Origin of the sequence: Acetobacterium fimetarium (assembly GCF_014284475.1) — a bacterium.
In the GTDB taxonomy this organism is placed as follows: Bacteria; Bacillota; Clostridia; order Eubacteriales; family Eubacteriaceae; genus Acetobacterium; species Acetobacterium fimetarium.
The window spans coordinates 115,755-138,504 of the sequence record NZ_WJBC01000006.1; the positions used below are offsets into that span (position 1 = coordinate 115,755).

Here is a 22,750-nt window from a genome sequence, read left to right on the forward strand (position 1 = left end):
ATGAATCCTTTCCTATACCACTCGGTTATAAAACATCAATGCGAGGATTGATATGAAAATGTACAACAGGTAAACATGGACACTTCCCGTCTGAACCAGACAGATCATTTTTTCTGATCCGCTTTTTAACACCCGGATAACCGGATTGTACAGGTACTTTTCAAAAATCGGTTCGGTCCATACCTGATATTTGACGGATTTAGGAAAATAATCCGACTCCCCTTTTTCAATGACAACTTTTCTGCCGGGACGGTACAAAATGCTTAAAACAATGCGGATCGGTTTGGAAAAGCCGGTCGCGGTATACTGCATTCTGGCATTGATGCTTTCAAATCCACAATCCCAGGTTCCGTATTTCCGGGCTTTAAGTTTACCAAAGCATAATCTCAACGTCAGAAGAACCATTAGAATCACCACCGCCAGAGCCGCCAGAATTTCTGCCGGGGCAATGCTGTTTTCTGAAACAGCCAGCGGAACCGTCGCTGACATAAACCCGGACTGAAGGGTTTCGACGACTGAAGCCCCCAGAATACTGCCGGCAACCTGATCCGCGAGTTTTACAAAAACTGCCGGGAAAACCCCAATAATCAGACAAAGTGCCGCCAGTATTCCCATTCCGATATTCATTGCAAGCGGCACCTCTTTTGCCTGGGCCGCATCGTCACTTCTCGGAAGTCCTAAAAAAGAAATGCCGAAAAGCTTGACAAAACAGGCGGCCGCTAAAGCTCCGGACAGTGCCAAAGCAGCGATTGATAAAATCGACAGAATATTTTGTCCAGCCATGCCCATATTGATGTTTAAAAACAAGGCCTGATAGGTCAGCCATTCACTGATGAAACCGTTAAAAGGAACAATTGCCGAAATCGCCAGCGAGAAGCACAAAACCATCACGGCGGTGACGGGCATTTTGTGAATTAAGCCGCCCAGCTTTTCAATATCTTTGGTGTGGGTCGCATATTGCAGGGATCCTGCCCCCAAAAACAGACCGCCTTTGAACAGCGCGTGATTGAAGGTATGCAGCAGTGCCGCCACCAGGGCCAATCCGCTCAGAAAATCGTTGTTCTGTGCCGCCGCAATGAAAGATACCCCCAGGCCAATCAGAATGATACCGATGTTCTCAACACTGTGAAAAGCCAGGAGTCTTTTTATGTTATGCTCCATTATGGCGTAAGCCACCCCCAGCACCGCGGAGACGATACCGATACACAGGATTACTGCCCCCCACCACACCTGCTGAACCTGCAGATAGCAAAGCACAAAGCGGATCAAACCGTAGATTGCGGTTTTGATCATAAAGCCCGACATCAAAGCGGATACATTGCTGGGTGCCGCCGGATGGGCATAAGGCAGCCAGATATGCAACGGAATAACTCCGGCCTTGGTTCCAAAGCCGATCAGGAAACAGATAAACATCAGATTTTTAGCCATTTCAGGAATCAGTTCGGAACTGCCAAACATATCAAAGGATTGCGTATATGCAAACATGATCATAAATCCAATCAGCAAAAAGGCCGTGCCAAGATGTGTCATGATGATATACAATCGGCCGGCTCTCCGGTTTTCTTCATGTTCGGACTCGAAAATCACCAGAAAATATGAAATCAGCGACATCGCTTCCCATGAAAGATAAAAAAAGATGGCATTCCCGGAAATGATTACCATCAACATGGACATAATAAATGAGGCATAAAGAAAATTGAAAAAGCCGACATTTCTTTTTTGATAGTAGTGGGAATTATATCCGATTGAATAGATGGAAACGCAAAGAACCAGGACTGACAGACAAAGTACAAAAAATGCGGAAAGTTGATCGATTTTTATTTCCAGGAACAAGAATGTAATCCGGGATTCAAAAATGGTGACCGGTGTCAGAATGGTGTCTGTTGAAATTCTTAAGATTGCGGCGGCGATTCCGATCAGCGCCGCGGCCATGCAGATGGTGTTCGTGACAAGGTTGCACAGTTTATGATGTTTCATTAATGCCAGAGCAAATACAGCAGCGATTAAATAGAGCATCACCGCAGCCAGAAATAAATTGTTTTGTTCGCCGATATTTTTCAGTACAAGTAACATGTAGTCTCCTTATTTAATGCCATTCCAAAAGTTTTCCCAGATCTCATCCTGATTGATTTTTAAATTTTCCGATTCATAAATAATGGTAATGGATACCAAACCATGAATCATTGCCAGAAAAGAGTACAACACGGTTTCCGGATCCTGATGCCGGATGTACCCATTTTCCATATCCGACTGGATCAGGTCTCTGATGATCTCGTAACGCTGCTCGGTCAGCATATTTATTTTCTTAATCAATGTCCTTTCAAAAGCCGCAGGCGGAAAAAGCAGCAGTCTTTTCCAGAAGTATCGCTTCGTTTTAGAGCGGCGGTAATAATTCAATATCATTTCGAAGGTGCTTTTCAAATCTCTGCGTTTCTCATCGATCTCGAAAAAATACTCATAAATTTCCTGATCAATCACTTCATAAAGCAGGATCTCTTTGCTGGCAAAATGAGCATAAATTGATGCTTTTTTTATCCCCACTTCATTGGCCACCTCCGTCAATGAAAATTCATTTCCTTTTTCAGCAAACAGTCTGAAGGCTGAGTTCATAATTTTTTTCTTTGTTTCCATTTGCTAATCCCCCTCTTTTACCTACCTATCGTAAGGTAGTCCCTATTTATCATAATGTAATTTTTTCATTTGTCAAGACATCTGACCCAAATGATTTAGTTATACGATTGCAGAAATAATAATTCTGGCCATAAAAAAACAGGATCAAGAAATAACTCTCGATCCTGTTGCTTAAAAGAATTCCACCCTGCCGCTTTTGCACCGAGGTATTTTACCACTTAAAATTTGTTTTTCTTTAAAAAATGTAGTTGCATCGTGATCAATACGGTCCCATAAATGAGTCCCCACAAAAACGGCATCACCAGCGCCTGCAAACTGAAAAACTCGCAGCCTGTCAACGTCACAAGAATATCATAAACCGGCGGGAAAACCCAGGTAACGAAGTCCATGGAAGGAATTTCGTTTATCAAGGCTCCTTTTGCGATAGCCAATACGGCAGTAAAGAATACCATAAGGATGGCAATTTTTCTGTTTTTTATAATCCGCGGATGAAAAAGCGAACCGGTCAAAGCCCCTAAAAGACCCATTGTGCAATGTAAAACAAAGCCAAACACAATATCGGAAAGGATTAAGCTTCGCGTGAACAAATGCGCATGATTATAAATATTGCCGATCACCGGATATAAAATGCCAATGACACTCATGATAACCCCAACGATCGCCAGAACGATGATCCGACTCAGATAATACAAATTGTCATTCTGGACTTTCAGCAAGACCAATTGTTCCGTGACCGGATTCTCCAGCTCGGAATAGCTGAATCCGACAAAGGTCATAATAAAGAAAATGACCCCGGCTGATTCTGAAAAACTTGAAACGATCGCATACGGCATGATACTGTATGCGGTAAACAGATAAATCAGGTAAATCAGAAACGGCAATAATAACTTATTTGATTTCAGATAGACTTTAAAATGATAGCGCAATAAATTTTTCATACTTCTTTTGCTCCCATCGACCGGAGCTTAAAATCATCCTTTAACATCTGTTTTAAAACCGCGTCGCTGTTATCGCTTCTGACAATTAATTCTAAACGACTGCCAAAATCATTCAATTGTTCAATCGCTGCCATTATAGCGGAATCAATGTTTTTGTCCGGGTCTGCATCAAATACCATCACATCGTATTCAACTTCCTTCAAACTGGCAAGATTTGCCGGAAATAAATTTTTCTCGATTATTTCATAGGCGCAGTGCGATAACTGATTGACAAGATGCTGTTCATGACACGACATGATCACGGTAACCCCCTGATTATTCAAGTCTTTAATCCGTTTGATGAATGTCTTTTGCGACTGACTGTCCTGCCCTGATAACGGTTCATCCAACAACAGAACATCGGGTTTTTGCAGCAGCGCCTGGATGACAGCAACCTTTTGAATCGTCCCCTTTGATAGATGTTTAACGGGAACATCTATCATTTCATCCATATAAAAGGCGTGAAACAATTCCCGGATTTTTGCACCGACTGTTGCTGCCGGCAGCCCCTCGATCAAGCCCAGCGCATCAATGAATTCTCGCGCCGTCAGATCAAGCTTCGGAAAGTGTTCCGGAACATAATTGAATTTCAATGCTGCAGATTCGATCTTGCCTGATGTAACCGCGGTTAAGCCGCAAATCATCCTAAGCAGTGTGCTTTTTCCGCTGCCGTTATGTCCGAGCAGAGCAATGGAATCCCCCTTTTTTATGTCCAGGTTGACATGATCCAAAATAACGCTTCTGCCAAAACGTTTGGATACGTTGTTAAGCGAAATGATGACGTTATCCATATTACCTCCAACTATTCATTTCAATCATTATCACAAAATGTGGAATTGTTTTTCTGAAAACTGTATTTACAAGCTTCGCTATTGTATCGAGTTCATTAACGCAAAAAAATATTCCGTTTCATGAGTTTTATAAAGCGGATACCAAGCCTCTAATGTTTCTGGCGAAAAGGCCGCCAAAGCTTTCAGGACTGCCACCGTAAATTCCAATGGCGCAACCCCGGTAGCTGTGATTAAGTTTCCATCCGTAACCGCTGGGTCATTTTTGTAATATGCTTCACCTTGATAATCTGGACAGACCATTTTGAGATATCCCAGATCGTTGCTTGTATGGTATCTGGAATCCAGTAGACCATTTTTGGCAAGTCCCATTGTCGCGCCACAGATTGCGGCCACAATCAGGTTTTCTTTAATACCCTGCTCGGCTTTATCGATGATCGGTTCGTGAATTGCCTCTAACCATGTATCTCCCCCGGGTAAAATCAGAGCATCTGCATTTTTGATATCGCACTCTGCCACGCTGATATCCGGCAATATTTTCAAGCCGCCCATCGTCGTAACGGGCGTCAGGTCAACACCCACCGTCACTATTTTGCATGGGGCCAGCCCCTTTTTAAAATATCTGCCGGTGTTAAGTTCCGCCGTTAGATATCCAATTTCCCAATCCGCCATGGTATCGCAGACATAAAGATATACTGTTCGCTTCATTTTTACTTCCTCCTTGTCATTTCGTGTCGTCATCTTAGCATGTCTTTCCCGGGCTGGTGCTGCAGTTTATTTGCACTTCCCAAACCGCATCGGGCACACCGTGCGGCACTGATTGCACAAAACGGTATCAAATCCTCTTTCGGTTGAACTGTAGGTGTTGTTCCGGCATAATTTCTGGATCACGGCTTCTTCTTTTAAAGCCTGCACTGGGCAGCTGCTTACACATAAGTTGCAGCCGTCGATGCAGAGGGATTCTGCGTAATCATCTGATTCTAATGCGAGATTCGTCAGGATGGCGCCCACAGTTAACCGGTTCCCGTATTTTGCATTGAGCAGCAATGTGTTTTTGCCCAGCGTTCCAATCCCGGCATGAACAGCAGCATTTTTCATGGAAATCAGGCCGCGTCCCTCCATTTTTTCACTGTTCCAGTATTCATAGGGTGCATCACACGGCAGCGGGACTGCTACGCCATCGTATACATCTTCAATCATTCTTGCGGCCATCATGGCAATCTTATCCACTGCTGGCGTTGTCAGATTATTAAAATACCCATATATCAAATCGGGTTTAACCGCAAACAGACCTTTCGGTAAGGCAAAACCGATTACGACTACCGATTTGCAATCACTGTAATGATCGCTGGGATGAAATCCCTGCGGAGTATCAATAAATCGTTCAACGTCCGCAAAACCGCAGACATCAGCCCCCAGCGCTAAAATACTTTTTCTTATTTGCTCTTTCAATTGGCCCTCCTTAAGCATAATCACATTCTTCCATAATTTTTCAGAGTCCGCAAAACCTCTACCTGCACAATTTAACACACCAATAAGCGTAGCACTGCAATTATATCTTCATAGGAAATATCCTGTGCATATACAAATTTCTTCTGATATTTTTCCCACATCTGTTTTAAATCAACGTTATCTGCTATAAGTGCAAGAGTAGACTCTGGCTCGGATAACTTCTCTGTACTGCCTCGATGCGCTATAGAAGCACCTCCATGTATTTCTTCAATTCTTTGTGTACCTTAAATTGCTTTGCATAAGTTGCCAGCAGGTTCAAGTCTTTTTCTTTGCATTCTGCATAATTTTTTATAGCACTGATTACTGTTTCTTCATCACAGCGTTTCCGGCTTCGAAGCAAATCGCAAATTGTACGCTCCATATTATAACAGCGCACCTCATTTCCGAAGGTGGTCTTCTTATGTATCAACCCCACTTTATGAAGTTCCGGCTTGATATAATAGCAGACACATTCGTTCTTTAACGAATTTGGTAATCCCTTATTGCTAGGTATCGTAATTGAATGGATAAATGGTGTCCGCTCGGATAAACCGTTTAAAAACAGAGCTGTATCGTGAGAAAAAACAATGCTTTCTGACCGAAGCATTAAAGTATACATATCATCATGAACTGCGTCTGCCAGAACATAGACCCCCTGCCGACTGCGTTCAAGAAGACCAGCTTTTACATACTTTGATAACATTGCTCGCGAATAACCAAGAGCAGTAACCTGCGCGGTTGTTATTATATTATTATTTTCTTTCAACATTTCATAAATTTCAGAATTAATATTCACGGTAGCACTCCTCGTTTAGTTAACAATCGTATCGATATACTATACTATTTCGTTTCATTTGTCAACTATTGCATTATCAATCAGTTGAGTGTAACTGTTGTTTTACTTTCAGAAGTATCTCCTTGTTTATCCTTAATCTGCCCTGCCTCCGTTCGGGAATTTGCATCAGACACGATTCGCCTGAAATCATCATAAAAAAAAGATCCCCCTCCGACATGGTTGTTCCATGCAGAGGGGGATGCCGATTTGTGATCATTATTTCCCCGCTGGGCCAATCAGTCCCGCTCGGTAAGCCTTGCTGAATTTGCGGCAATGCCGGTCCTGTCCCAACAGAGCATAGGCGGCAAAAATCGTGCCCATCATATCCCGGTTCAGCGGATCCAGTACCGCCGAGTCCATCCCGGCTTCAATGGCGAAGGCCATGGCGGTTTTGTTCAACAGGGCGCGGATCGGCAAGCCGAATGAAATGTTGCTGATGGCTCCGGTCACATGGATGGTCGGATACAGTTCCTTAATGGCCCGGATCTCGTCTCCCAGGTTCAGCATCGAATTGTTTTCCGTGGATAGCGCCATCACGCAGGGATCAATGTGAATCCGATCCGGGGTGACACCAAATTTGTCGGCTTTTTCCACCATCCTGCGGGTAATTTTGATCTTCGTTGCCAGATCGCAGGGAATCCCATTATTGTCGCAGGTCAACCCGACCACCTCCCAGCTATTGCCGGTCAGCAGCGGCAATAGCACTTCGCACTTGTCTCCTTCTTCGGAAATGGAGTTAAGCATTCCCGGTTTATTGGCATATGCAAAGACCGCCTCAATGGCCCGGGGGTTGGGACTGTCGATGCACAGAGGAGTATCGGTGGCCTCCTGAACCACTTCCATCAGCCATTTCAGGGTTTCCACCTCATGCTCCGGGGCCGTGCTGGCGCAGATATCGATAAAATGGGCGCCGGCTTCGGCCTGTTTGACTGCCCGGTCGGCAATAAAAGCCGCATCGCGCTTTTCGATGGCTTCCCTGACCACCGAAATGCTGCCATTTATTTTTTCTCCGATTATAATCATAATTACTCCTTTTTTGCTTAGATCAACAAATTCATATAAAAATCAAAGGTTTCTTTGCTGAACCGCTCAAAGTTTGCCCGGGCAAAATCCGGGGTCAGCGGATAGGTTTCTGTGAATGTTTCCCAATCAAACAAATATTGTGATTGGGGTTTGGGTACCCGATTTTCATCAAAGACAAAACCTTCGCTGTTGAGTGGCGTCCCAAAGGATGCGCCGGCGTTTTCGTAAGCAGCATTGTCCCGGATGTATTCGGTCAGTGCGGCCAGGGTTTCCAGATTCACTTCCTTCAGAGTCAGCGGGTTTTTGTCAAAGCCAAAAATATAACCGCCGCCGGGCAGCATAACATCCAGGAAGGCTTTGGCGCGGTCAACAATCTGTGCCGGCGTATCCGACTTCAAGGCACTGCTGGGGAACAAGCCGGTCAGCAGGAATTTTTTACCCAGCTTATCCTTGATGGTCTGGGGATCGCCGTATTCAAAGGCCATCTGACAGCCGGCTGGTATTTCCGACTGCAGGATATCCAGATAGCGGCTCCAGTCATGCTCACAGAACATATTGGGGCGGGCGCCCACTGCCGCATACTGCTGCAGCATGGTTTTGTAAGACGGCAGGTAGATCTCGACAAAATCCTTTTCCCGCATAAAGGTCGGCATATGCAGTGGAATAAAGACCGATCCCTGCGGATGGATATTGCCTGGTAGTCCCCAGTGATAGAGCAGCGGCATGACCGCGTCTGCAGCTTCTTTCAGTTGCGATCGATGACGGCGGATGTCCATGCTGATCCCGGAAAAACTGCGCAACTGATCGGCAATGAAGTCCAGCGGGGCTTCGGTAAAATTGAAGGAACCAAGCGGACTGCCCGGATAATAGCCATGGCGCTGGATCAGTTCAAAAAAGGTCGGCAGAAAGGCCGCTTCATCATTCTGCAAGGCCAGCTTCCCCATCTGGATCGCGGTGGCCATCTTAATGGGGTTTTGGGGATTCAGGTTTTTATGCTGCCTCGGGATAACGGTTTCCACCAGAAAATCAAAGGTCTTTTCAATCAACTGGGGATATTCGTCATCCATCATTCCCACCACCTCCGGGTGCTGAACAAAGCCGCCATTCCCCATCACAAATGACTGCGAGCCATAAAGCTGGTACATCGATGGGGTCCGGGACAGCAGAAAATTGGCTGGCGCCACCAGACAGGAATCCGAATAGATTTTTGCGCACAACTCCCGGGCCGGATCGGCCAGCATCGCATAATTGAATTGAAAATCAAACAGGTTTTGGCCACCGTATTCGGCCACCAGATGCTGCGGCAGGGTGATCCCCATCGGCATCCGTTCGGGAATCGTGTTGGTATAAAAATCACTGTACAATTTGCTCCGTTGCTGTTGCAACGCTAAAACATCGCTCATTTTTTTCCTCCAAGCATTAAGATTGTTTTGAATAGATATAACTTTATTATCGGGTTCCCCGATCGACCGTTAAAGGTTTACATCGTTACCAACATGATAGCAAATTATAAAGCGCCCTTCTGTCTCGCAAAAGACATAAGGACGCTTATTTTTGTAAATATTATTTATTTTAAGAATGTTTAGATGTTTTCTGAGCAGAATCGACGCAAATTTTCCATGTTTATGACAATTATCTGGTTTCGCTGGGTATCGACGACTTTTTCTTCTCTGAGCACCTTCAGATATTTGGCCACATTGGCCCGGTTCAGCCCCACAAATTCGGCAATGGCCTGCTGCGAAAAGGGAATCCGATTTTCGTGATCGTTGGTGTTTTTTAAATAGATATAAAAGAAATTGCAGATCTTTTCCATGCCGGTTGAAAACAACTGGTTGGCCAATTCCTGACCATTCAAAGAAACCAGTTTGATATAAGCGCGATACATGGCAATGTTCAGAGCCGGATTGGTGTTGACATACTGCTCAAAGCCAACCCGGTTAAAGACATAGACTTCCAGATCGGTCACGGCGGTAAAGGCAAAGGATCGCATCATTTCGATCTCCCCGGGAAAATACAGGGGTGCCAGATAACCCTTGCCATAAAATGACGAGGTTTTGACATTCCCGGATTCATGAATAAAGGACCCGGACATCGTGCCGGAGGTGATATAGTACATCTCATCCATGGGTTCCCCGAATCCGCACACCGGCTCATTTTTATGATAGCGCCGGACCGAATTTTTGATCTCCGCGAAATAATCTTCAAATGCCGAAAAATCATCGGCAAAATAATATTGCAGCTCCATTGTATTCGGCCTTTCCTTTCTGGAAAATTAGTAATTCCTCACCTAAGATCGCCGGCTCTTTAACAATCCATTCCTGTATAGGCGGAATGGATCATAACACGAAAGCAGTTTTTTGATAAATCTTCCGACTGCCCGCGCGCCTTTTTACCCCTCGCGGACAACCTTCAAATCCTGCTTCAGGCGCTTTTTCTCGCGATACATTTTTTCATCGGCCTGATTGATGATACTGTCGATGTAGTCGTTGGAGCCAGCGACAATCGCCTCGATGCCGTGGCTGACGCTGATTTCATAGCGTCTGTTTTCACTTTCGTTGATTGTTTTGAAAGCCGTCACGATTCGCTCCCAGACCGCCTCGGCCTGATCTTCATCAAGACCATCAAAAATAATCAGAAACTCATCGCCGCCAAGACGGGCGACAAAATCGTTCGCCCGGATCTGCTCTCCGATCACCCGGGTGATCGTCGTAATCAGTTCGTCACCGGCATCGTGGCCGAGGTAGTCATTGACGTCCTTTAAGCCATTGATATCAAGAAAACAGATCGAGACCGGACCGCTGCCTTTCTCAATGCCCTTATAGAGCTGCTTTAATTTTTCGTAGCCGGCCCGGCGGTTGTAGATGCCGGTTAAGCCATCAATTTCTGAATAATAACGGATTTCATCATTTTTGACCTGATTGATCATCAGCACCATCGCCAGAAAAATCGAGATCAAAGCAATCAGCACCAGCGCCGGCAGATTGTTTTTCAGAACCAGCGGCATTGTTTCAAGTAAGCTGCGGGTTGCCAGCTGACCGGCAGCGGAATCGATCGGCAGAAATGAGACCAGCTTCCAGTCGCCAGTGGCCAGGGCCAGTTTCTCGTTGCGGGCCAACGAAAAGTCGCTGTCGGTTAAAACGCTGCTATAGTGGTAAACACCGGCAGCGGTGGTCACCGTCCCTTCCGGATTTGCAGAAATGGCCGCCCAGGCCTCGGGATCGGCGTTTTTAAAACTTTGGTCAAGACGGTTGTCATACATGAAGGCAAAGGCACTCTCGGGGTTTTCACTGTTGAAGAGCCAGTAGCCATCGCTGTTGATCAGGTAGACCGCGCCCTGCGCGCCACCGGCAACGGTCTCAATCTGGCCCAGCATGTCGCTGGCCGTATAATTCAGAACCACGACTCCCAGACGCGTCCCGCTGGCGTTTAAATACGGTGCCGCCAGGCGGATCATCGGCTTTTCAGGCAGTTCGACCTGGTCGCCCTCGACATTCAAGTCGAGCGGTGAAACATAAATCTGATCCTCAGAAAGGGCCATCGCAGCGGTAAAATAATAGCGGTCGGCTTTGTTTTGCAGCTCACTATCGGGGATTATCCGGGCGCCGTTGGCATCATAATCGATGCGGACCATTTCATTGCCATTTGCCGCAATAAAACGGATCTGATCATAGATCATTTTACGGTCGGAAAAGGCCAGCCAGTTTTCTTTGGCGACCGTGTAATCGCCAGCTTTATTGCCGAGAATCAGGGCATCACGAGCATACAACAGATCGGTCGTCAGGCGACTGAAACGATTCGAGAGGATCAGCCGCTCGGTCTCGACAAGCTGCGCCTCGCGGGCCAGGACCGCCTGTTTTTGGGCTTCTTGCTGCTGCCAGGCAACAAACAGACTGATCCCCAAATAGACCAGGCTGAGGCCTAAAAAGAGACTCAGCGTCAGGATGATAATGCGACGTTTTGCGTGGTTGAAGGTATGATTAATCAATGATTTCTCCTTATAAATAGACTATCCCTATTTTACCGGATAACGGCGGCTTTTTCAAGTCGCCCCGAAGCCAAGCTATTCTACACCAAACTACTGAGTGAAACTGATACTGTTTCAGTGCTAGAAATTAATCAATCAGATCATTCTGGAATCGTGAAAGATGCTCATAGGGAAGAATCAGTCTGCCGCGGTAGAGACCACAGCCATCGTTGATCAGGGAATTATTCACGGCTGCAAACATATTGACATCCAATTCTGATAAATCAAGCTGCTGCAGGATGATCCCTCTTTCATAGGCATCATCAAAATAAATGTTTTCACCTGTGGGAATGGCATCGCGTCTGGCCCGCTCACTTTCCTGTCTTTTTTCATAACCTAGATGATTAGCCGGACCAATCTCGGCAAAATCGTCCATTTCTTTGGTGCGAAGTTGGACTTCCACATGACAACGGGCAATGTTATCATAAAAAGTGATATGCAGTGAACGATAGCCATTCGGCTCTGAATTGGCAATATAATCCCGATAGTACGGACATACGTTCTCTTTTAACAAGGGCGATTTTTTCTGGCCCGTCAGAGCAGACAGCTCGGCGGTGAATCCGCGTTCCTCCAGAAAACCGGGCAACTGGTTGGCAACATCATAGAGGTATTTGATTTCTTCATCCGCGCTGGTCTCCCCTGCTTTCAGATGACATTTGGGCAGCGAAATCACGATTCGGTAGGCAATCAGATCACGGAAACAGTTTAACGCGTTTTTCAGTTCTGGAAGCGAAGGATAATTGCCGTATTGCGTATAATACTCGTGAATATACTCAACAATGTATCCGTTGAACTTTGCTTCGGCGCGAATCAGCGATTTAATGCGACCCTTAAACGTAAAGGCCAGAAAAGGATAGTCATTGGCCATCAGTTTATAGAATTCCCGAATCCGCTGCGATTGCGAAGTCAAAAAATCGTTGTGCTCCAAAAGTTCCGCAATTTGCAGCAGAAAATTACAATGTAACAGATCAATCTGATTATTGCTTTCTTTCGCCGACTGTTTCAAATCCTCAGAATACCTTTGTAAAATCTTAAGCACGGTATCCCCTGAGTATAAATAATCATTTAATTTTTTCATAATTCACTTCCTTATTGCCAAGCGTAGAATTAGAGCCTTCACATAACTATCTCAATTTCCTGTATATGCATTTTATAACTTTCAACACAAATCCAATTCAAATTATATCACGGCATCTGCTATTTGTATTGCTAAAATAATCCCTGTCGCAGCAGTTTTGTGTCCGTTTGAAAATTCCATCATGTCACCGTTACAAATCGAAATCTGTTGTTCATTATACAACTGTTTACATCGTTAATTGAGATCGCTTGACAAGGCGAAACTTCTGTAATATGGTTTTATATATGCTCAGACTGGAGGTAATGATATGGAAGAAAATCTAATTGCGCCTTGTGGCATGAATTGCAGCTTGTGTATCGCCTATCAAATGATGAAAGATGATTTAAAAAAACAGGGGTTTCATCGGAAATACTGCCCCGGCTGCATTCCCAGAGGTGAAAACTGTACCCATATGGGCGATCAGTGTGAGTTGCTCAAAAACGGGCGGGTTCGTTTCTGTTATGAATGCCGTGATTTTCCCTGCAAGCGGCTAAAGGGACTGGATAAGCGTTATCGGACCAAATATCATATGAGCATGATTGAAAACCTGAAAGATATTCAGAAAAACGGGATGGCAGCTTTTCTGAAAAGCGAAAAAGAGCGATGGGCATGTCCCAGATGCGGCAATCCTATTTGCTGTCATAACGGACTCTGTCTCCGGTGTGATCTCGAGATTTTGCAAAAGAATAAGCGCTACCGCTGGGATGATGAGGAACGCTGATTGAACACGAGACTGCGTTCAGACAAACAACGCGTATAACCTGAGAAGGCTCCACGCTTGACAAAGTATGATTGCTTAGCACTTTACTTTATGAAGCCAACAAAAAGCAACTGTTATTTCGAATTTTTGCTGTGATTTGAATTATTCAAATGATTTATATGAAAAACAGACTTGTCCTTGTTGCAATTGCAACATAACCGATGAAGTTCTATATGATATAATAAACTAAAGACAGCGTTTAGAATCACATGATCAAATAATATTCAGGAGGTACTCTGTTATGGTTGAACAGATATTTAAATTAGCCAGAGGTAATGAAAAGGCGGTGGAGAAAGTGATATTCGATGAAAATCTTCACTATCTGCACATGGTATTTAACAAAGGCGAGGGTTTACCTGAGCATTTTTCCAATTCAAACGTCTACATGACAGTAGTTCGCGGCAAGCTCTCCATCGGTTTGGACGACCAGAATAACCACGAATACGAAGCGGGTTCACTTCTAAAGATTCCCTTTCAAACCAAAATGAATGTCAAAAACTTGCACGATGAAACCCTGGAGTTAATTGTTGTCAAGGCTCCTGCGCCAACGAAATAAGCGCCCATAACCGGAAGCAAGACAAAATCACAAGCCAGGCACTCTGCTCAACGGGACGCAGTGTGCCTGGCTTTGTTGCACTGTCAGCGATGTTCGCAAAATTAGTGCGTATAATCCAGGTACTTAATATGTTCCGGTAAATCCTTTTGTATCAGTTCTTTCATCTTTTTGGCAAAAGGACAGGGATAGCCGATCGGATTGCCGCGCTGAATGCAGGATGCAAAAGCGATGGTATCGGCGCCTCTTTTTACCAGTTCCCGCGCCCGTAAAACAGCTTTTTTACCGGGACATCCTCCGCAGTTGATGAAACCTACGATTTCAATATCTTCTTCAATGCCCTCAAAGGCACCTTTTTTTTCTTTGATAAACTTGAAATCAGTCGTTCCGGGACAGTAATCCTCGGTCTGCATACATCTGATCAATCCAACTTTCATAACCATACCTCGTTTCTTCGATTGATTTTATAAACTTTATTGTACCATAAAGTACAAAAGCCACCTCATCTGTTTATTGTAAAATAAAAATGTAGCAAGTTACAAAAATCATTGTCAAATACTCCATTTCCAATGTTGATCTTCATTAATTTAGAAATTTAGATATTGTGACCTTCCTAATTGAATTGTTCATTCAAGGGGTAAATAAACGCACTGTAAATATCAATTATTTTGAAGTGATCAGCCAAGTCCTCTTTAGATATCATTTCTTGGTTCTTTAGATATCATAATTTCAATACAGTTTTTCAGGGTATCATCAAATTCACTCTCAATCATTCCAAATCCATATAAGAAATATTGATCATAATTTTCTGGCACATCTTTAATACTTTTATAATTTTCATAATCTAAAGTTTCTTTTCTACATATGGATACTCGGTCAATACGCGAGCAAAATTTTCTTATTGTTCCAAATAAAATATCATTATTCTTCATAGCATTAATCATCCCTTTCATATACATCAGAAACTAAAAATCATCCAAATATTCAAAGTTTTCATAAAGGCAAGAGTACTGTCCCATATTTTTCTCAGTATGAAAATGCCCAAAGAACCAGCGATCATAATCAAGTTTTTTTTCGATCTCATCTAACCATTCTTCGGTCGAGCGATCAACCGCATTATCATCAATATTCGGCAAAAACGATTCAAATGGTATAAACTTTTCCGGACAAGTATGTGATAAAACAAAGTCAATTCGCCAGTTTACCTGCTCTAGTTGAGATTCAACAAATGACTTTACATATTCATCCGGTTGTTCGGATTCAAACCAGGCTAACCCTTGCCGCAATCGATAATACTTGTCGACGCTGTATGCGCCACCAATAGCGATGGCTTTTGCACCATCCAAGTCATAGATTTCTCCATCAGAAGCAAACAGAAGATTGGGGTATTCCTCTTCAAAATAGACCATTCCACCATGCCATTTTTTATCCAGATAGGTCTGGATATTTTCAGGCCGCTCTTCATGGTTCCCATGAATAATAAGCAACGTAAGCGGCAGTTGCGCCAATTCTTCTTTTAAATATTGGTCAGCTTCTGAAAGGTGATAATTAATTCCAGCATCACCAAGAATAATCATGATATCATTGGTGGTCGTACCGTACTCAAAGCAAAATTCAGCAATTCTGCTAAAATCACCATGTGTATCTCCTGTGATATAGATCATAAATCCCCCTTAATTATTATCGGATTAAGTAATTTATCAACAAAACAACAAAATTTTCCGAAATGCACTTGCAGGTTTACTTGCTTAAAATTTCGAATGCTTTTTTGTATTTTTCGGTTCGCTTATTATCTTTATCCGTCGGATTTTCAATCCGACTCATATCCATATTATGTTTTAAGTCTTCGACTTTAACCGCTCTTGCCAGCGGATTCGTTTTGATGGGTTCGATATAGTCCATGTAGGGTTCCCATTTTGGTTTTGATAGCAATTCAACTGCTTCAACAACGTCATAAGGAATCCCCATGTCATGCAAAGTTGCGGCATCAAAATCGGTATCCTCAATTACGTCATGCAAAAGTGCAACAGCTACCTTCTTTTCATCTTCAAATGCGAGGGCAACCTGTTTAGGATGTTCAATATACGGTCTGCCCGCTTTGTCAATTTGACCAGCATGCGCTTTTTCAGCGATTTCCAGAGCTAATTCTGCTAAACTCATTTTTCTCCTTCGTATGATAAACGATCTTCTGTTCCCTGTTTAACTAACTTGTAAATCATAACAAGTTCCTGTTTGCTATATTGTTCTATGTGTTCTTCTGAAAGCGAAAATATTTCAGCGTCATTATATGCATCTATAAAGACAGCTGCTATAGTATGCTCATGGGTTTCAGATCCATTGATATTGTAATGATAAATCGGTCCATAACAAACACTTTCACTGCAGACATATTCTGCACATCCCCGTTCAGTTATTATTTTGGGATTGACATAAGCGTCATGTCTTTGATCATAATAAATTTTCGGCATGCAGTTAAAATATTTTCTTTTGAAGTAATGCTCTTCCAAAGCACGTCTTGCTTCCCAGTAGTATTTACAGATTCTATCCATATTTTTCCATTTTTCATTCTTTCCTTGCGATATACATCGTTCCCTGCTAATTCAATGCTTTTAAATTACCTCTTATTTGCAATCTTGTTTCCCGTGTATAGTTGAGGTGTTTGTCTTCAGTAGTTTCTTCTTCTAATTCATAATAGTTTCTGTTTTTTTCGTCGTAGGCAAGCACAAGCAAATTTCCGGTCTGCTCAACTGCTCCATCGATAAAATAGTGACTCTCTCCATCATAATAGATTCCTTTAAAATTTTGATTTTCAGCTATTGATGAGGCAGCAACATGTCCAGAAACGATGTCTTTATAGAATTTTCCTGTTGTTAGTGGATATTTGCCTGTAAACATATCGTCCGGTGTTGTGGATTTCCATAATTCACCGGACTCCTCATCAATTCCAGCATGCGTGAAGATTGTTCCAGTTTCGGGGGATTCCCAATAATTGGGTAGTTTCCGGAGCCATGCGATCAGCTCAGGATCATTTGATTTTATGGATTCTCTAATAAAATCATAGATCACATTCAATCGCCCATTAAAGGCCATTTCTTGAATTTTGGCCATCTGTTCACTATCAAGAAACGTTCGGCTAGTCAATAGATTGGTGTCTTCAGGAAGCCACTCGTTACTTTCTCCGTCAAGAAACTGTAAAAACCACGACTCATGATTGCCCTTTAAAACAATAATATTTTCAGATCCAATCGATTGCTGGAGGCTAAAAATTAATTCTAGAACTTTTTTACTGTTGAGTCCCCTATCTAAATAATCACCAAGCAAAATCAGCTGATTATCGCCAGATATAAATGGCTCAAGGTTTCCGAGTTGATCAATACGTCCATAAAGCTCTCTATAGTGAGCATGAATGTCAGAAATGGAATAAATCATTTAAATATCCTTTCATTCAGAATATTACTCAGTTTCATCGTTTTGGTTTTCTTCAACTTTTTCTAAAAAAATGGGACAAAAATGTCCATGCGTTGTTTTTTTATTATCCATAAAAAAATCGACGATTATACCTACATCCTCATAATCCGCACAATCAGAAGTTTTCATTTCTTCATTATACTTTTTCCATTCTTTTTGAGAAGTTCTCACAATTCCACAAAGATCGGTCTCAATCAATTTAACTCGATCACCTTCCTCGAAAGGATTCGGAACTTCAATATAAGCATTCTCGAATCTTGAAGGATCAAACTGATCTGTAATTTCCACTTCATCACTGTAAAAACCAATCAATTGTCCTTTTTTATCGAACCTGAATTCCGCTACATATCCCCCGTCATACTCATATTCGAGAATAAGCTCATCTGGATTTTTATCAGTAAATAAATAGGGGTTTATATAGCCTTTCGGTTTGATTGCTTCACGACCAATAAATCCCACAATTTGGTATTTCTGGATATCGAATTTACATCCCTGCTTTTTTCCATGTGTATATGCGAGATCCGCCTCTGCAAAGTAACCACAAATGTATGATTCACAAGGTGTATCCTTTTCATCCACTTCAACTGCATACATGAATCCTTCGCAGTTTTCTTTAAATAATTGGATACACTTCTGATCACGCTCAATGTGTTCAATTATTTGTGTTTTTAGCATTTCATCATCAGTTTGATCAGAGATCTTTTGTAGTTCAGTTTTCATTTCATCATATGGCAGATCCATATGATAAATGATTTCAGCCTTTTCAAAATCTGAAAATATCCAGTCCGTTTTTACAACGAAATCTCTAACATCTTTAGATGGGATCAGTTCTATCATTAAATGTCTCCTTACAATTCACTTAATCATCTAATTCTTTTTCATCTGAAAAGTTATCGATGCCTGCATCTACTAAAATAAGACTATTATCCTCAACTTTTATTTTTTCGAAAAGTCGGAATTCGCTTAAGTATTCTAAAATATCTTCTTGCTCTTCCTTATTCAGCTCAGCGCTGCGATATAGGTATTCGCCATTAAAACTTTAAAACGGAGCGTTTAAAGCAGAATCCAATAGTCTTTTATTTCGGATGCCTCTGCTACCGCCTGTTTCATCGATTAAAAGTTCATGTAGGATAATAGTCTGTTTGAAGTTGATACGTTTCATTTTGCTAACTCTTTGAATGCAACTTTATGTTTTGAAATAATCCGACGAGCAACGCTATTTATGGCTTGATCACTGACATTTATTTCAGTTTCAAACAGCTGTTCGTCTTCGTCAGGTCTATATAATTGCATTTTCTTTTGTATATCACCAAATTCAATTGGTGTGTAATTTATTCTTTCGACACTTACACAGCAAGATTGGAAATTGAAATCTTGAAATTCCGGTTTCGCATGTACATGCCCGTAGATGTTCTTAAAAAATGAATCGGGTGACAACGGCATCGGCTGATGCGATAAAATCCAATTTTCTTGAAAAATTATTGGGTACTTGGATACTTCATCAAAGCCGATGCTGCGATAGAAGTTCGCACTCTTCTCATCATGGTTTCCCATTATGAGATGCTTATTTCCATTGAGTTGCTTGCATATTTCACGCATTGGTTCTTTACCACAAAAAGCGAAATCGCCTAGTACAAATACAATGTGGCCATTTCTAACAACCCGATTCCAGTTCTTAATTAATATTTCGTTCATCTCGTTTGTATTTTCAAAAGGTCGATTCTCATACTCAATGATTCGCTGATGAAAAAAATGTGTATCAGCAATAAAGTAGTATTTATTTGACAGCATAAAATTTCTCCTCTACTAAAATACTAGAATTTTTTGAAATCGGCCATTTTTATTGTGATGATACTCCTTTGTTTTTGTATCGTACCGCAACAAGGGTAACATTCCGGTCTCCGCTGTGCTGCCATCAAGGAAGTAGTGGCTTTTGCCATCCCAAAACACATCATGAAAATCACGTTTCTTTTTAAGCGAACTGGTGCTGATATGACCCGCAATAATATCTTTATAAAACGTTCCAAAAGTTGCCGGATACTTCGAGGTAAAGTATTCCGGTGAGGTTCCATGCATCCAGTATTCTTCGGCTTCTTCATCAATCCCGGCATGGACAAATATCTGTGTTTCCATTTCATAGTAATACGGAAGGGCTTTTAGCCACTGAATTAATTCGCAGTGGTTTTCCTGAATGTACTGTTTGAAGAGTTCCGCAATTTTCATGAAAGCCGCAAATGCGTCTTTCGACATGATCGCAATTGCTGAAATTCTCTTGAATAAATCGTCAGATATAAAACTTCTGACTGTATCAAAATCGCGATCAGCACTCAGCCACTCAAAATTCCAGACATCTTTTTTTGAACAACTCAAAAAATCTAAAAACATCTGCTCATGGTTCCCCCTCAAGGCAATTACCTGATCAGGATACTGCTTTGTTAATTGCCTAACGTGATGGATCGTTTCACAACTCTTCTTTCCATAATCAATAAAGTCACCGCAGAGGATCAGTTTGTTTTGTAAATCATTCAGGTCGATTAACTGCAGATTCTCATTCAGCGCTTCCAGACAACCATGTATATCGCTCATTGCAAAAATATAAGCCATTTTTAATCCCCCTTTTATGTGGTTCTTTGAATTGTTGCGACCTTTTCTTCATTCTTTTCTTGATAGATTATGCAATGTTTTTTAGGCGCGTTCTAATTTTATGATAATCTCGCAGTGTTTGAGCGCGAACCCTTGAAACTTCTTTGTTCATCTTTTGAATTGCTTCATCGTTATCGATAACCATATGAAGGAAGATATAATTATTGATTTTTCTTTCGTCTATCTCTTTTCTCGCCGTTTCAATTATATTGTCACTCTCGACCACGCCACTAATGCAATAGTATTTTTCTTCACCACATCAATTATGTAACCTTGATTATATATGCTGGAAATATGTAAGATTAACTGGGGCTCGTCAGATAGGCATATTTTTTGCTTATACCGATCATGTTTCACTTCAAAACTGACTGGCTTTACATTTAAACTATCCCGAATTTCTTCTAGTTTTATTTTCGAACTAAGTATTTTATCCTTAAGCATATTTTCGAAATTTAAATCTGCCCATGTACAAGTCCCGTTTTCTTGCCACTTTCTTATATCTTCGAGCTGTTTTTTTAATCTTTGCTCATAATTGCCTATTCTATTTTTTAATCGTTTTATTTTTTTCAATGTCATCTCATAAATGATATGACCATAATTTTTCTCAAAATAATCAATTGCCATTTGAACATCGTTAAAGGTTGTTTGATTTACCACTTCTTTCGTAATTGCTACATAAAAATATTTCATAATGGTTGTTCCCCGCTTTCTGTTACGCAATGACCCAAATTCATTTGGCTATATTTAATTATCAATGATCATGCTATATTCATATTATAACAATATCAATGCGTAACATTTTACGTTTGTTGATGATTCAGGTGTATCAATTTATGATAATTCTACAATTTCTTCCATCAGACAATGATATTCCATAATATCTTCATCCATGTGCCAATGCCCAAAATACCATTCTTCGAAATCTGTCTTATCGGCAATTCTTTGAAGATAAAGTTGCAGTTCTTCCTCACCTTCATAAATATCAATGCCCATTTCTGCTACAACTTCCCGTGGCGCTGTATGCGTCAGGATATAATCAACGGTGTAGTCAACTTCTTCCAAGGTTTTTAGTCCCTGTTCATATTCATCATATGATGGCATTTCTTCCGGCCACCAACTGGTACCTTCATACCGATTCTCTTTATCAACAGAGTTTCCGCCGCCAAAAGTAAAAAATGTTTTCCCTTCAATTTCAAATATCTGTCCACGCATAAGATGAAGGATTCCTTCTTCGATTTCATGAACCTTACCGCCCTGCCATACCATAACCGGATACTCGGATAACAGATCAAAATTCTCATGATTCCCATCAATAAACAGCGTCGTAACTGGAAGGTCTTGCAATGCTTGTTTTACCCAGTCATCCTGGCTCCCGTCATCCCAGCAAATCCCTGCATCACCAAGAATAATGAGATAATCTTCTTTTGACAATAACTGATCCGTATGTTGACCAAAAAAAGTTATTACTTTTTGAATATCAAAATCTGCATGTATGTCACCTGATAAAAAAATCATAAATTTTTCTACCTCCTCTCACAAACCATCGTTAGACACTTATTGTCCCCATTATTTACCGAAAACATTATCGCTTAAACTTCGCTTTCTACCGATTAACCAGATCAAATAACCCGATCAACTTAATTCCTAAAACTTGCAAGAATTGTGTTAACCTCTCGTTGCTCTTCATCCGTAAATTCGCCATCAGGTGCGCTACTGGTAAAAGACACATATCCACTATACCAAAAAGAGAATTCTCCTTCAAACGGTCCTCTTATCCCTTCAACCGTACCAATCTGAGATTCTGGCAAAACAGCATAAGACACTGGTCCATCAACAACAGTATAATCAAAATCTGTTTTCATCTTTAAATTACCGGTTACTTTAAGTTTAGCCACCATGAAAGGCCCTAGTTCTGAATGATCAGTTCCCTGTACTTTACCAGGCTTGAAATTAGAATTTTCGACTTTTGAAACATCAACACGTGTCATACTAACAGTGCTTGTTCCAAAATTATACCCTTTGGGATAGCCAAAATAGGCATACTTTATTTCGACTCCTCTATCGTTTTCAAGTGTTACTTTTTCTGTTTCTGGCGTAACTACTTCCTGGGATATCTTCCAATTATCCGGGTAGTCAAACATAAAAGGCGGATATGTAACCGCATTTACTTCCTGAAACCTTGTCGTGTAGGTGTTATTGAGTTTTACCGCTTCCGAAGCTGCTTCAGTGCTTGCAGCCGTCTGCTCTGAATTTTCCTTGTTTTCCATATTTCCACTGCTTGGGTTATTGCTGCAAGCCATGCTTGTAACCATCAGCACCCCCACAAATATCACGATTAATACGCATTTCATTTTTTTCATAAAGTTTCGTTCTCCTCTTATCACAATATTTCACATGTTTTCAACAGGATACCAGTATTCTCATTCGAGCAGCGCCCCTT

Annotated in this window: 26 protein-coding genes; 2 read left to right on the plus strand and 24 right to left on the minus strand. The window is 41.8% G+C overall.

What is annotated here, in order from left to right; all coding sequences use genetic code 11:
• Positions 1-12: 12 nt before the first annotated feature.
• From GH808_RS06185 to GH808_RS06240, 12 genes are all read right to left on the minus strand, one after another.
• A complete protein-coding gene (locus GH808_RS06185; RefSeq protein WP_186841909.1) occupies positions 13-2,073 on the minus strand; it encodes a proton-conducting transporter transmembrane domain-containing protein in 2,061 nt (686 codons plus the stop codon).
• 9 nt (positions 2,074-2,082) lie between these two features.
• Positions 2,083-2,631, minus strand: coding sequence for a TetR/AcrR family transcriptional regulator (locus tag GH808_RS06190; protein WP_186841910.1), 549 nt, complete (start codon positions 2,629-2,631; stop codon positions 2,083-2,085).
• A 218-nt stretch (positions 2,632-2,849) separates the two neighbouring features.
• Positions 2,850-3,569, minus strand: coding sequence for a hypothetical protein (locus GH808_RS06195; RefSeq protein ID WP_186841911.1), 720 nt, complete (start codon positions 3,567-3,569; stop codon positions 2,850-2,852).
• A complete protein-coding gene (locus GH808_RS06200) occupies positions 3,566-4,399 on the minus strand; it encodes an ABC transporter ATP-binding protein (protein WP_186841912.1) in 834 nt (277 codons plus the stop codon). The genes GH808_RS06195 and GH808_RS06200 overlap by 4 nt, the downstream gene beginning before the upstream one ends.
• A gap of 78 nt (positions 4,400-4,477) precedes the next feature.
• Positions 4,478-5,104 carry a type 1 glutamine amidotransferase family protein gene (locus tag GH808_RS06205; protein WP_186841913.1) on the minus strand — a complete coding sequence of 209 codons (627 nt, stop codon included), beginning with the start codon at positions 5,102-5,104 and terminating at the stop codon, positions 4,478-4,480.
• A gap of 66 nt (positions 5,105-5,170) precedes the next feature.
• Positions 5,171-5,848: an epoxyqueuosine reductase gene (locus GH808_RS06210; protein ID WP_186841914.1), complete on the minus strand. Its 678-nt coding sequence runs from the start codon at positions 5,846-5,848 to the stop codon at positions 5,171-5,173.
• 241 nt (positions 5,849-6,089) lie between these two features.
• Positions 6,090-6,683 carry a type IV toxin-antitoxin system AbiEi family antitoxin domain-containing protein gene (locus GH808_RS06215; RefSeq protein ID WP_186841915.1) on the minus strand — a complete coding sequence of 198 codons (594 nt, stop codon included), beginning with the start codon at positions 6,681-6,683 and terminating at the stop codon, positions 6,090-6,092.
• 255 nt (positions 6,684-6,938) lie between these two features.
• Positions 6,939-7,745 (minus strand): methyltetrahydrofolate cobalamin methyltransferase, encoded by an 807-nt coding sequence (locus tag GH808_RS06220; RefSeq protein ID WP_186841916.1) that lies wholly within the window; start codon positions 7,743-7,745, stop codon positions 6,939-6,941.
• A 17-nt stretch (positions 7,746-7,762) separates the two neighbouring features.
• Positions 7,763-9,148 (minus strand): uroporphyrinogen decarboxylase/cobalamine-independent methonine synthase family protein, encoded by a 1,386-nt coding sequence (locus GH808_RS06225; RefSeq protein WP_186841917.1) that lies wholly within the window; start codon positions 9,146-9,148, stop codon positions 7,763-7,765.
• Positions 9,149-9,327: 179 nt separating this feature from the next.
• Positions 9,328-9,990 carry a Crp/Fnr family transcriptional regulator gene (locus tag GH808_RS06230; protein ID WP_186841918.1) on the minus strand — a complete coding sequence of 221 codons (663 nt, stop codon included), beginning with the start codon at positions 9,988-9,990 and terminating at the stop codon, positions 9,328-9,330.
• Between the two features lie 144 nt (positions 9,991-10,134).
• Positions 10,135-11,730, minus strand: a complete 1,596-nt coding sequence (locus tag GH808_RS06235; protein WP_186841919.1) for a sensor domain-containing diguanylate cyclase — start codon at positions 11,728-11,730, stop codon at positions 10,135-10,137.
• A gap of 127 nt (positions 11,731-11,857) precedes the next feature.
• Positions 11,858-12,847 (minus strand): nucleotidyltransferase family protein, encoded by a 990-nt coding sequence (locus GH808_RS06240; RefSeq protein WP_186841920.1) that lies wholly within the window; start codon positions 12,845-12,847, stop codon positions 11,858-11,860.
• 307 nt (positions 12,848-13,154) lie between these two features.
• On the opposite strand from GH808_RS06240, the gene GH808_RS06245 reads away from it, so the two are divergent.
• Entirely contained in the window at positions 13,155-13,607 is a 453-nt protein-coding gene (locus GH808_RS06245) for a DUF3795 domain-containing protein (RefSeq protein ID WP_186841921.1), read from the plus strand.
• A gap of 280 nt (positions 13,608-13,887) precedes the next feature.
• Positions 13,888-14,202: a cupin domain-containing protein gene (locus GH808_RS06250; RefSeq protein WP_186841922.1), complete on the plus strand. Its 315-nt coding sequence runs from the start codon at positions 13,888-13,890 to the stop codon at positions 14,200-14,202.
• A gap of 101 nt (positions 14,203-14,303) precedes the next feature.
• Here GH808_RS06250 and GH808_RS06255 read toward each other — a convergent pair whose 3' ends face one another.
• The 12 genes from GH808_RS06255 to GH808_RS06310 all read right to left on the minus strand — a co-directional run bounded on the left by GH808_RS06255 (position 14,304) and on the right by GH808_RS06310 (position 22,670).
• Positions 14,304-14,636, minus strand: a complete 333-nt coding sequence (locus GH808_RS06255; protein ID WP_186841923.1) for a CGGC domain-containing protein — start codon at positions 14,634-14,636, stop codon at positions 14,304-14,306.
• 255 nt (positions 14,637-14,891) lie between these two features.
• Positions 14,892-15,131, minus strand: a complete 240-nt coding sequence (locus GH808_RS06260; RefSeq protein ID WP_186841924.1) for a hypothetical protein — start codon at positions 15,129-15,131, stop codon at positions 14,892-14,894.
• Between the two features lie 33 nt (positions 15,132-15,164).
• Positions 15,165-15,863: a metallophosphoesterase gene (locus tag GH808_RS06265; RefSeq protein ID WP_186841925.1), complete on the minus strand. Its 699-nt coding sequence runs from the start codon at positions 15,861-15,863 to the stop codon at positions 15,165-15,167.
• Between the two features lie 76 nt (positions 15,864-15,939).
• Entirely contained in the window at positions 15,940-16,359 is a 420-nt protein-coding gene (locus GH808_RS06270) for a GTP pyrophosphokinase (protein WP_186841926.1), read from the minus strand.
• Positions 16,356-16,748 carry a hypothetical protein gene (locus GH808_RS06275; RefSeq protein ID WP_186841927.1) on the minus strand — a complete coding sequence of 131 codons (393 nt, stop codon included), beginning with the start codon at positions 16,746-16,748 and terminating at the stop codon, positions 16,356-16,358. Before GH808_RS06275 ends, GH808_RS06270 begins: the two co-directional genes overlap by 4 nt.
• Positions 16,749-16,794: 46 nt before the next feature.
• Positions 16,795-17,628: a metallophosphoesterase gene (locus tag GH808_RS06280; protein WP_186841928.1), complete on the minus strand. Its 834-nt coding sequence runs from the start codon at positions 17,626-17,628 to the stop codon at positions 16,795-16,797.
• Between the two features lie 24 nt (positions 17,629-17,652).
• A complete protein-coding gene (locus GH808_RS06285) occupies positions 17,653-18,504 on the minus strand; it encodes a hypothetical protein (RefSeq protein WP_186841929.1) in 852 nt (283 codons plus the stop codon).
• Between the two features lie 321 nt (positions 18,505-18,825).
• Positions 18,826-19,458, minus strand: a complete 633-nt coding sequence (locus GH808_RS06290) for a metallophosphoesterase (RefSeq protein WP_186841930.1) — start codon at positions 19,456-19,458, stop codon at positions 18,826-18,828.
• Positions 19,459-19,473: 15 nt separating this feature from the next.
• The gene (locus tag GH808_RS06295) at positions 19,474-20,271 is read right to left on the minus strand and encodes a metallophosphoesterase (protein WP_186841931.1); all 798 of its coding nucleotides are present in this window, start codon (positions 20,269-20,271) and stop codon (positions 19,474-19,476) included.
• Between the two features lie 243 nt (positions 20,272-20,514).
• On the minus strand, positions 20,515-21,000 hold the full coding sequence (locus GH808_RS06300; protein WP_186841932.1) for a hypothetical protein: 486 nt from the start codon (positions 20,998-21,000) through the stop codon (positions 20,515-20,517).
• Between the two features lie 141 nt (positions 21,001-21,141).
• Positions 21,142-21,825: a metallophosphoesterase family protein gene (locus tag GH808_RS06305; RefSeq protein ID WP_186841933.1), complete on the minus strand. Its 684-nt coding sequence runs from the start codon at positions 21,823-21,825 to the stop codon at positions 21,142-21,144.
• Positions 21,826-21,947: 122 nt separating this feature from the next.
• Complete coding sequence (locus GH808_RS06310; RefSeq protein ID WP_186841934.1) at positions 21,948-22,670, minus strand: hypothetical protein; 723 nt, start codon at positions 22,668-22,670, stop codon at positions 21,948-21,950.
• Positions 22,671-22,750 lie beyond the last annotated feature (80 nt).

Excerpts from the sequence above, each read along its gene's own strand:
- GH808_RS06185 (WP_186841909.1), bottom strand. The coding sequence starts at position 2,073 with ATGTTACTTGTACTGAAAAATATCGGCGAACAAAACAATTTATTTCTG.
- GH808_RS06300 (WP_186841932.1), bottom strand. The coding sequence starts at position 21,000 with ATGAAATATTTTTATGTAGCAATTACGAAAGAAGTGGTAAATCAAACA.
- GH808_RS06190 (WP_186841910.1), bottom strand. The coding sequence starts at position 2,631 with ATGGAAACAAAGAAAAAAATTATGAACTCAGCCTTCAGACTGTTTGCT.
- GH808_RS06205 (WP_186841913.1), bottom strand. The coding sequence starts at position 5,104 with ATGAAGCGAACAGTATATCTTTATGTCTGCGATACCATGGCGGATTGG.
- GH808_RS06255 (WP_186841923.1), bottom strand. The coding sequence starts at position 14,636 with ATGAAAGTTGGATTGATCAGATGTATGCAGACCGAGGATTACTGTCCC.
- GH808_RS06275 (WP_186841927.1), bottom strand. The coding sequence starts at position 16,748 with ATGGATAGAATCTGTAAATACTACTGGGAAGCAAGACGTGCTTTGGAA.
- GH808_RS06285 (WP_186841929.1), bottom strand. The coding sequence starts at position 18,504 with ATGATAGAACTGATCCCATCTAAAGATGTTAGAGATTTCGTTGTAAAA.
- GH808_RS06260 (WP_186841924.1), bottom strand. The coding sequence starts at position 15,131 with ATGAAGAATAATGATATTTTATTTGGAACAATAAGAAAATTTTGCTCG.
- GH808_RS06230 (WP_186841918.1), bottom strand. The coding sequence starts at position 9,990 with ATGGAGCTGCAATATTATTTTGCCGATGATTTTTCGGCATTTGAAGAT.
- GH808_RS06290 (WP_186841930.1), bottom strand. The coding sequence starts at position 19,458 with ATGCTGTCAAATAAATACTACTTTATTGCTGATACACATTTTTTTCAT.
- GH808_RS06220 (WP_186841916.1), bottom strand. The coding sequence starts at position 7,745 with ATGATTATAATCGGAGAAAAAATAAATGGCAGCATTTCGGTGGTCAGG.
- GH808_RS06250 (WP_186841922.1), top strand. The coding sequence starts at position 13,888 with ATGGTTGAACAGATATTTAAATTAGCCAGAGGTAATGAAAAGGCGGTG.
- GH808_RS06295 (WP_186841931.1), bottom strand. The coding sequence starts at position 20,271 with ATGGCTTATATTTTTGCAATGAGCGATATACATGGTTGTCTGGAAGCG.
- GH808_RS06310 (WP_186841934.1), bottom strand. The coding sequence starts at position 22,670 with ATGAAAAAAATGAAATGCGTATTAATCGTGATATTTGTGGGGGTGCTG.
- GH808_RS06240 (WP_186841920.1), bottom strand. The coding sequence starts at position 12,847 with ATGAAAAAATTAAATGATTATTTATACTCAGGGGATACCGTGCTTAAG.
- GH808_RS06225 (WP_186841917.1), bottom strand. The coding sequence starts at position 9,148 with ATGAGCGATGTTTTAGCGTTGCAACAGCAACGGAGCAAATTGTACAGT.
- GH808_RS06195 (WP_186841911.1), bottom strand. The coding sequence starts at position 3,569 with ATGAAAAATTTATTGCGCTATCATTTTAAAGTCTATCTGAAATCAAAT.
- GH808_RS06270 (WP_186841926.1), bottom strand. The coding sequence starts at position 16,359 with ATGAGTTTAGCAGAATTAGCTCTGGAAATCGCTGAAAAAGCGCATGCT.
- GH808_RS06200 (WP_186841912.1), bottom strand. The coding sequence starts at position 4,399 with ATGGATAACGTCATCATTTCGCTTAACAACGTATCCAAACGTTTTGGC.
- GH808_RS06305 (WP_186841933.1), bottom strand. The coding sequence starts at position 21,825 with ATGATTTTTTTATCAGGTGACATACATGCAGATTTTGATATTCAAAAA.
- GH808_RS06245 (WP_186841921.1), top strand. The coding sequence starts at position 13,155 with ATGGAAGAAAATCTAATTGCGCCTTGTGGCATGAATTGCAGCTTGTGT.
- GH808_RS06265 (WP_186841925.1), bottom strand. The coding sequence starts at position 15,863 with ATGATCTATATCACAGGAGATACACATGGTGATTTTAGCAGAATTGCT.
- GH808_RS06280 (WP_186841928.1), bottom strand. The coding sequence starts at position 17,628 with ATGATTTATTCCATTTCTGACATTCATGCTCACTATAGAGAGCTTTAT.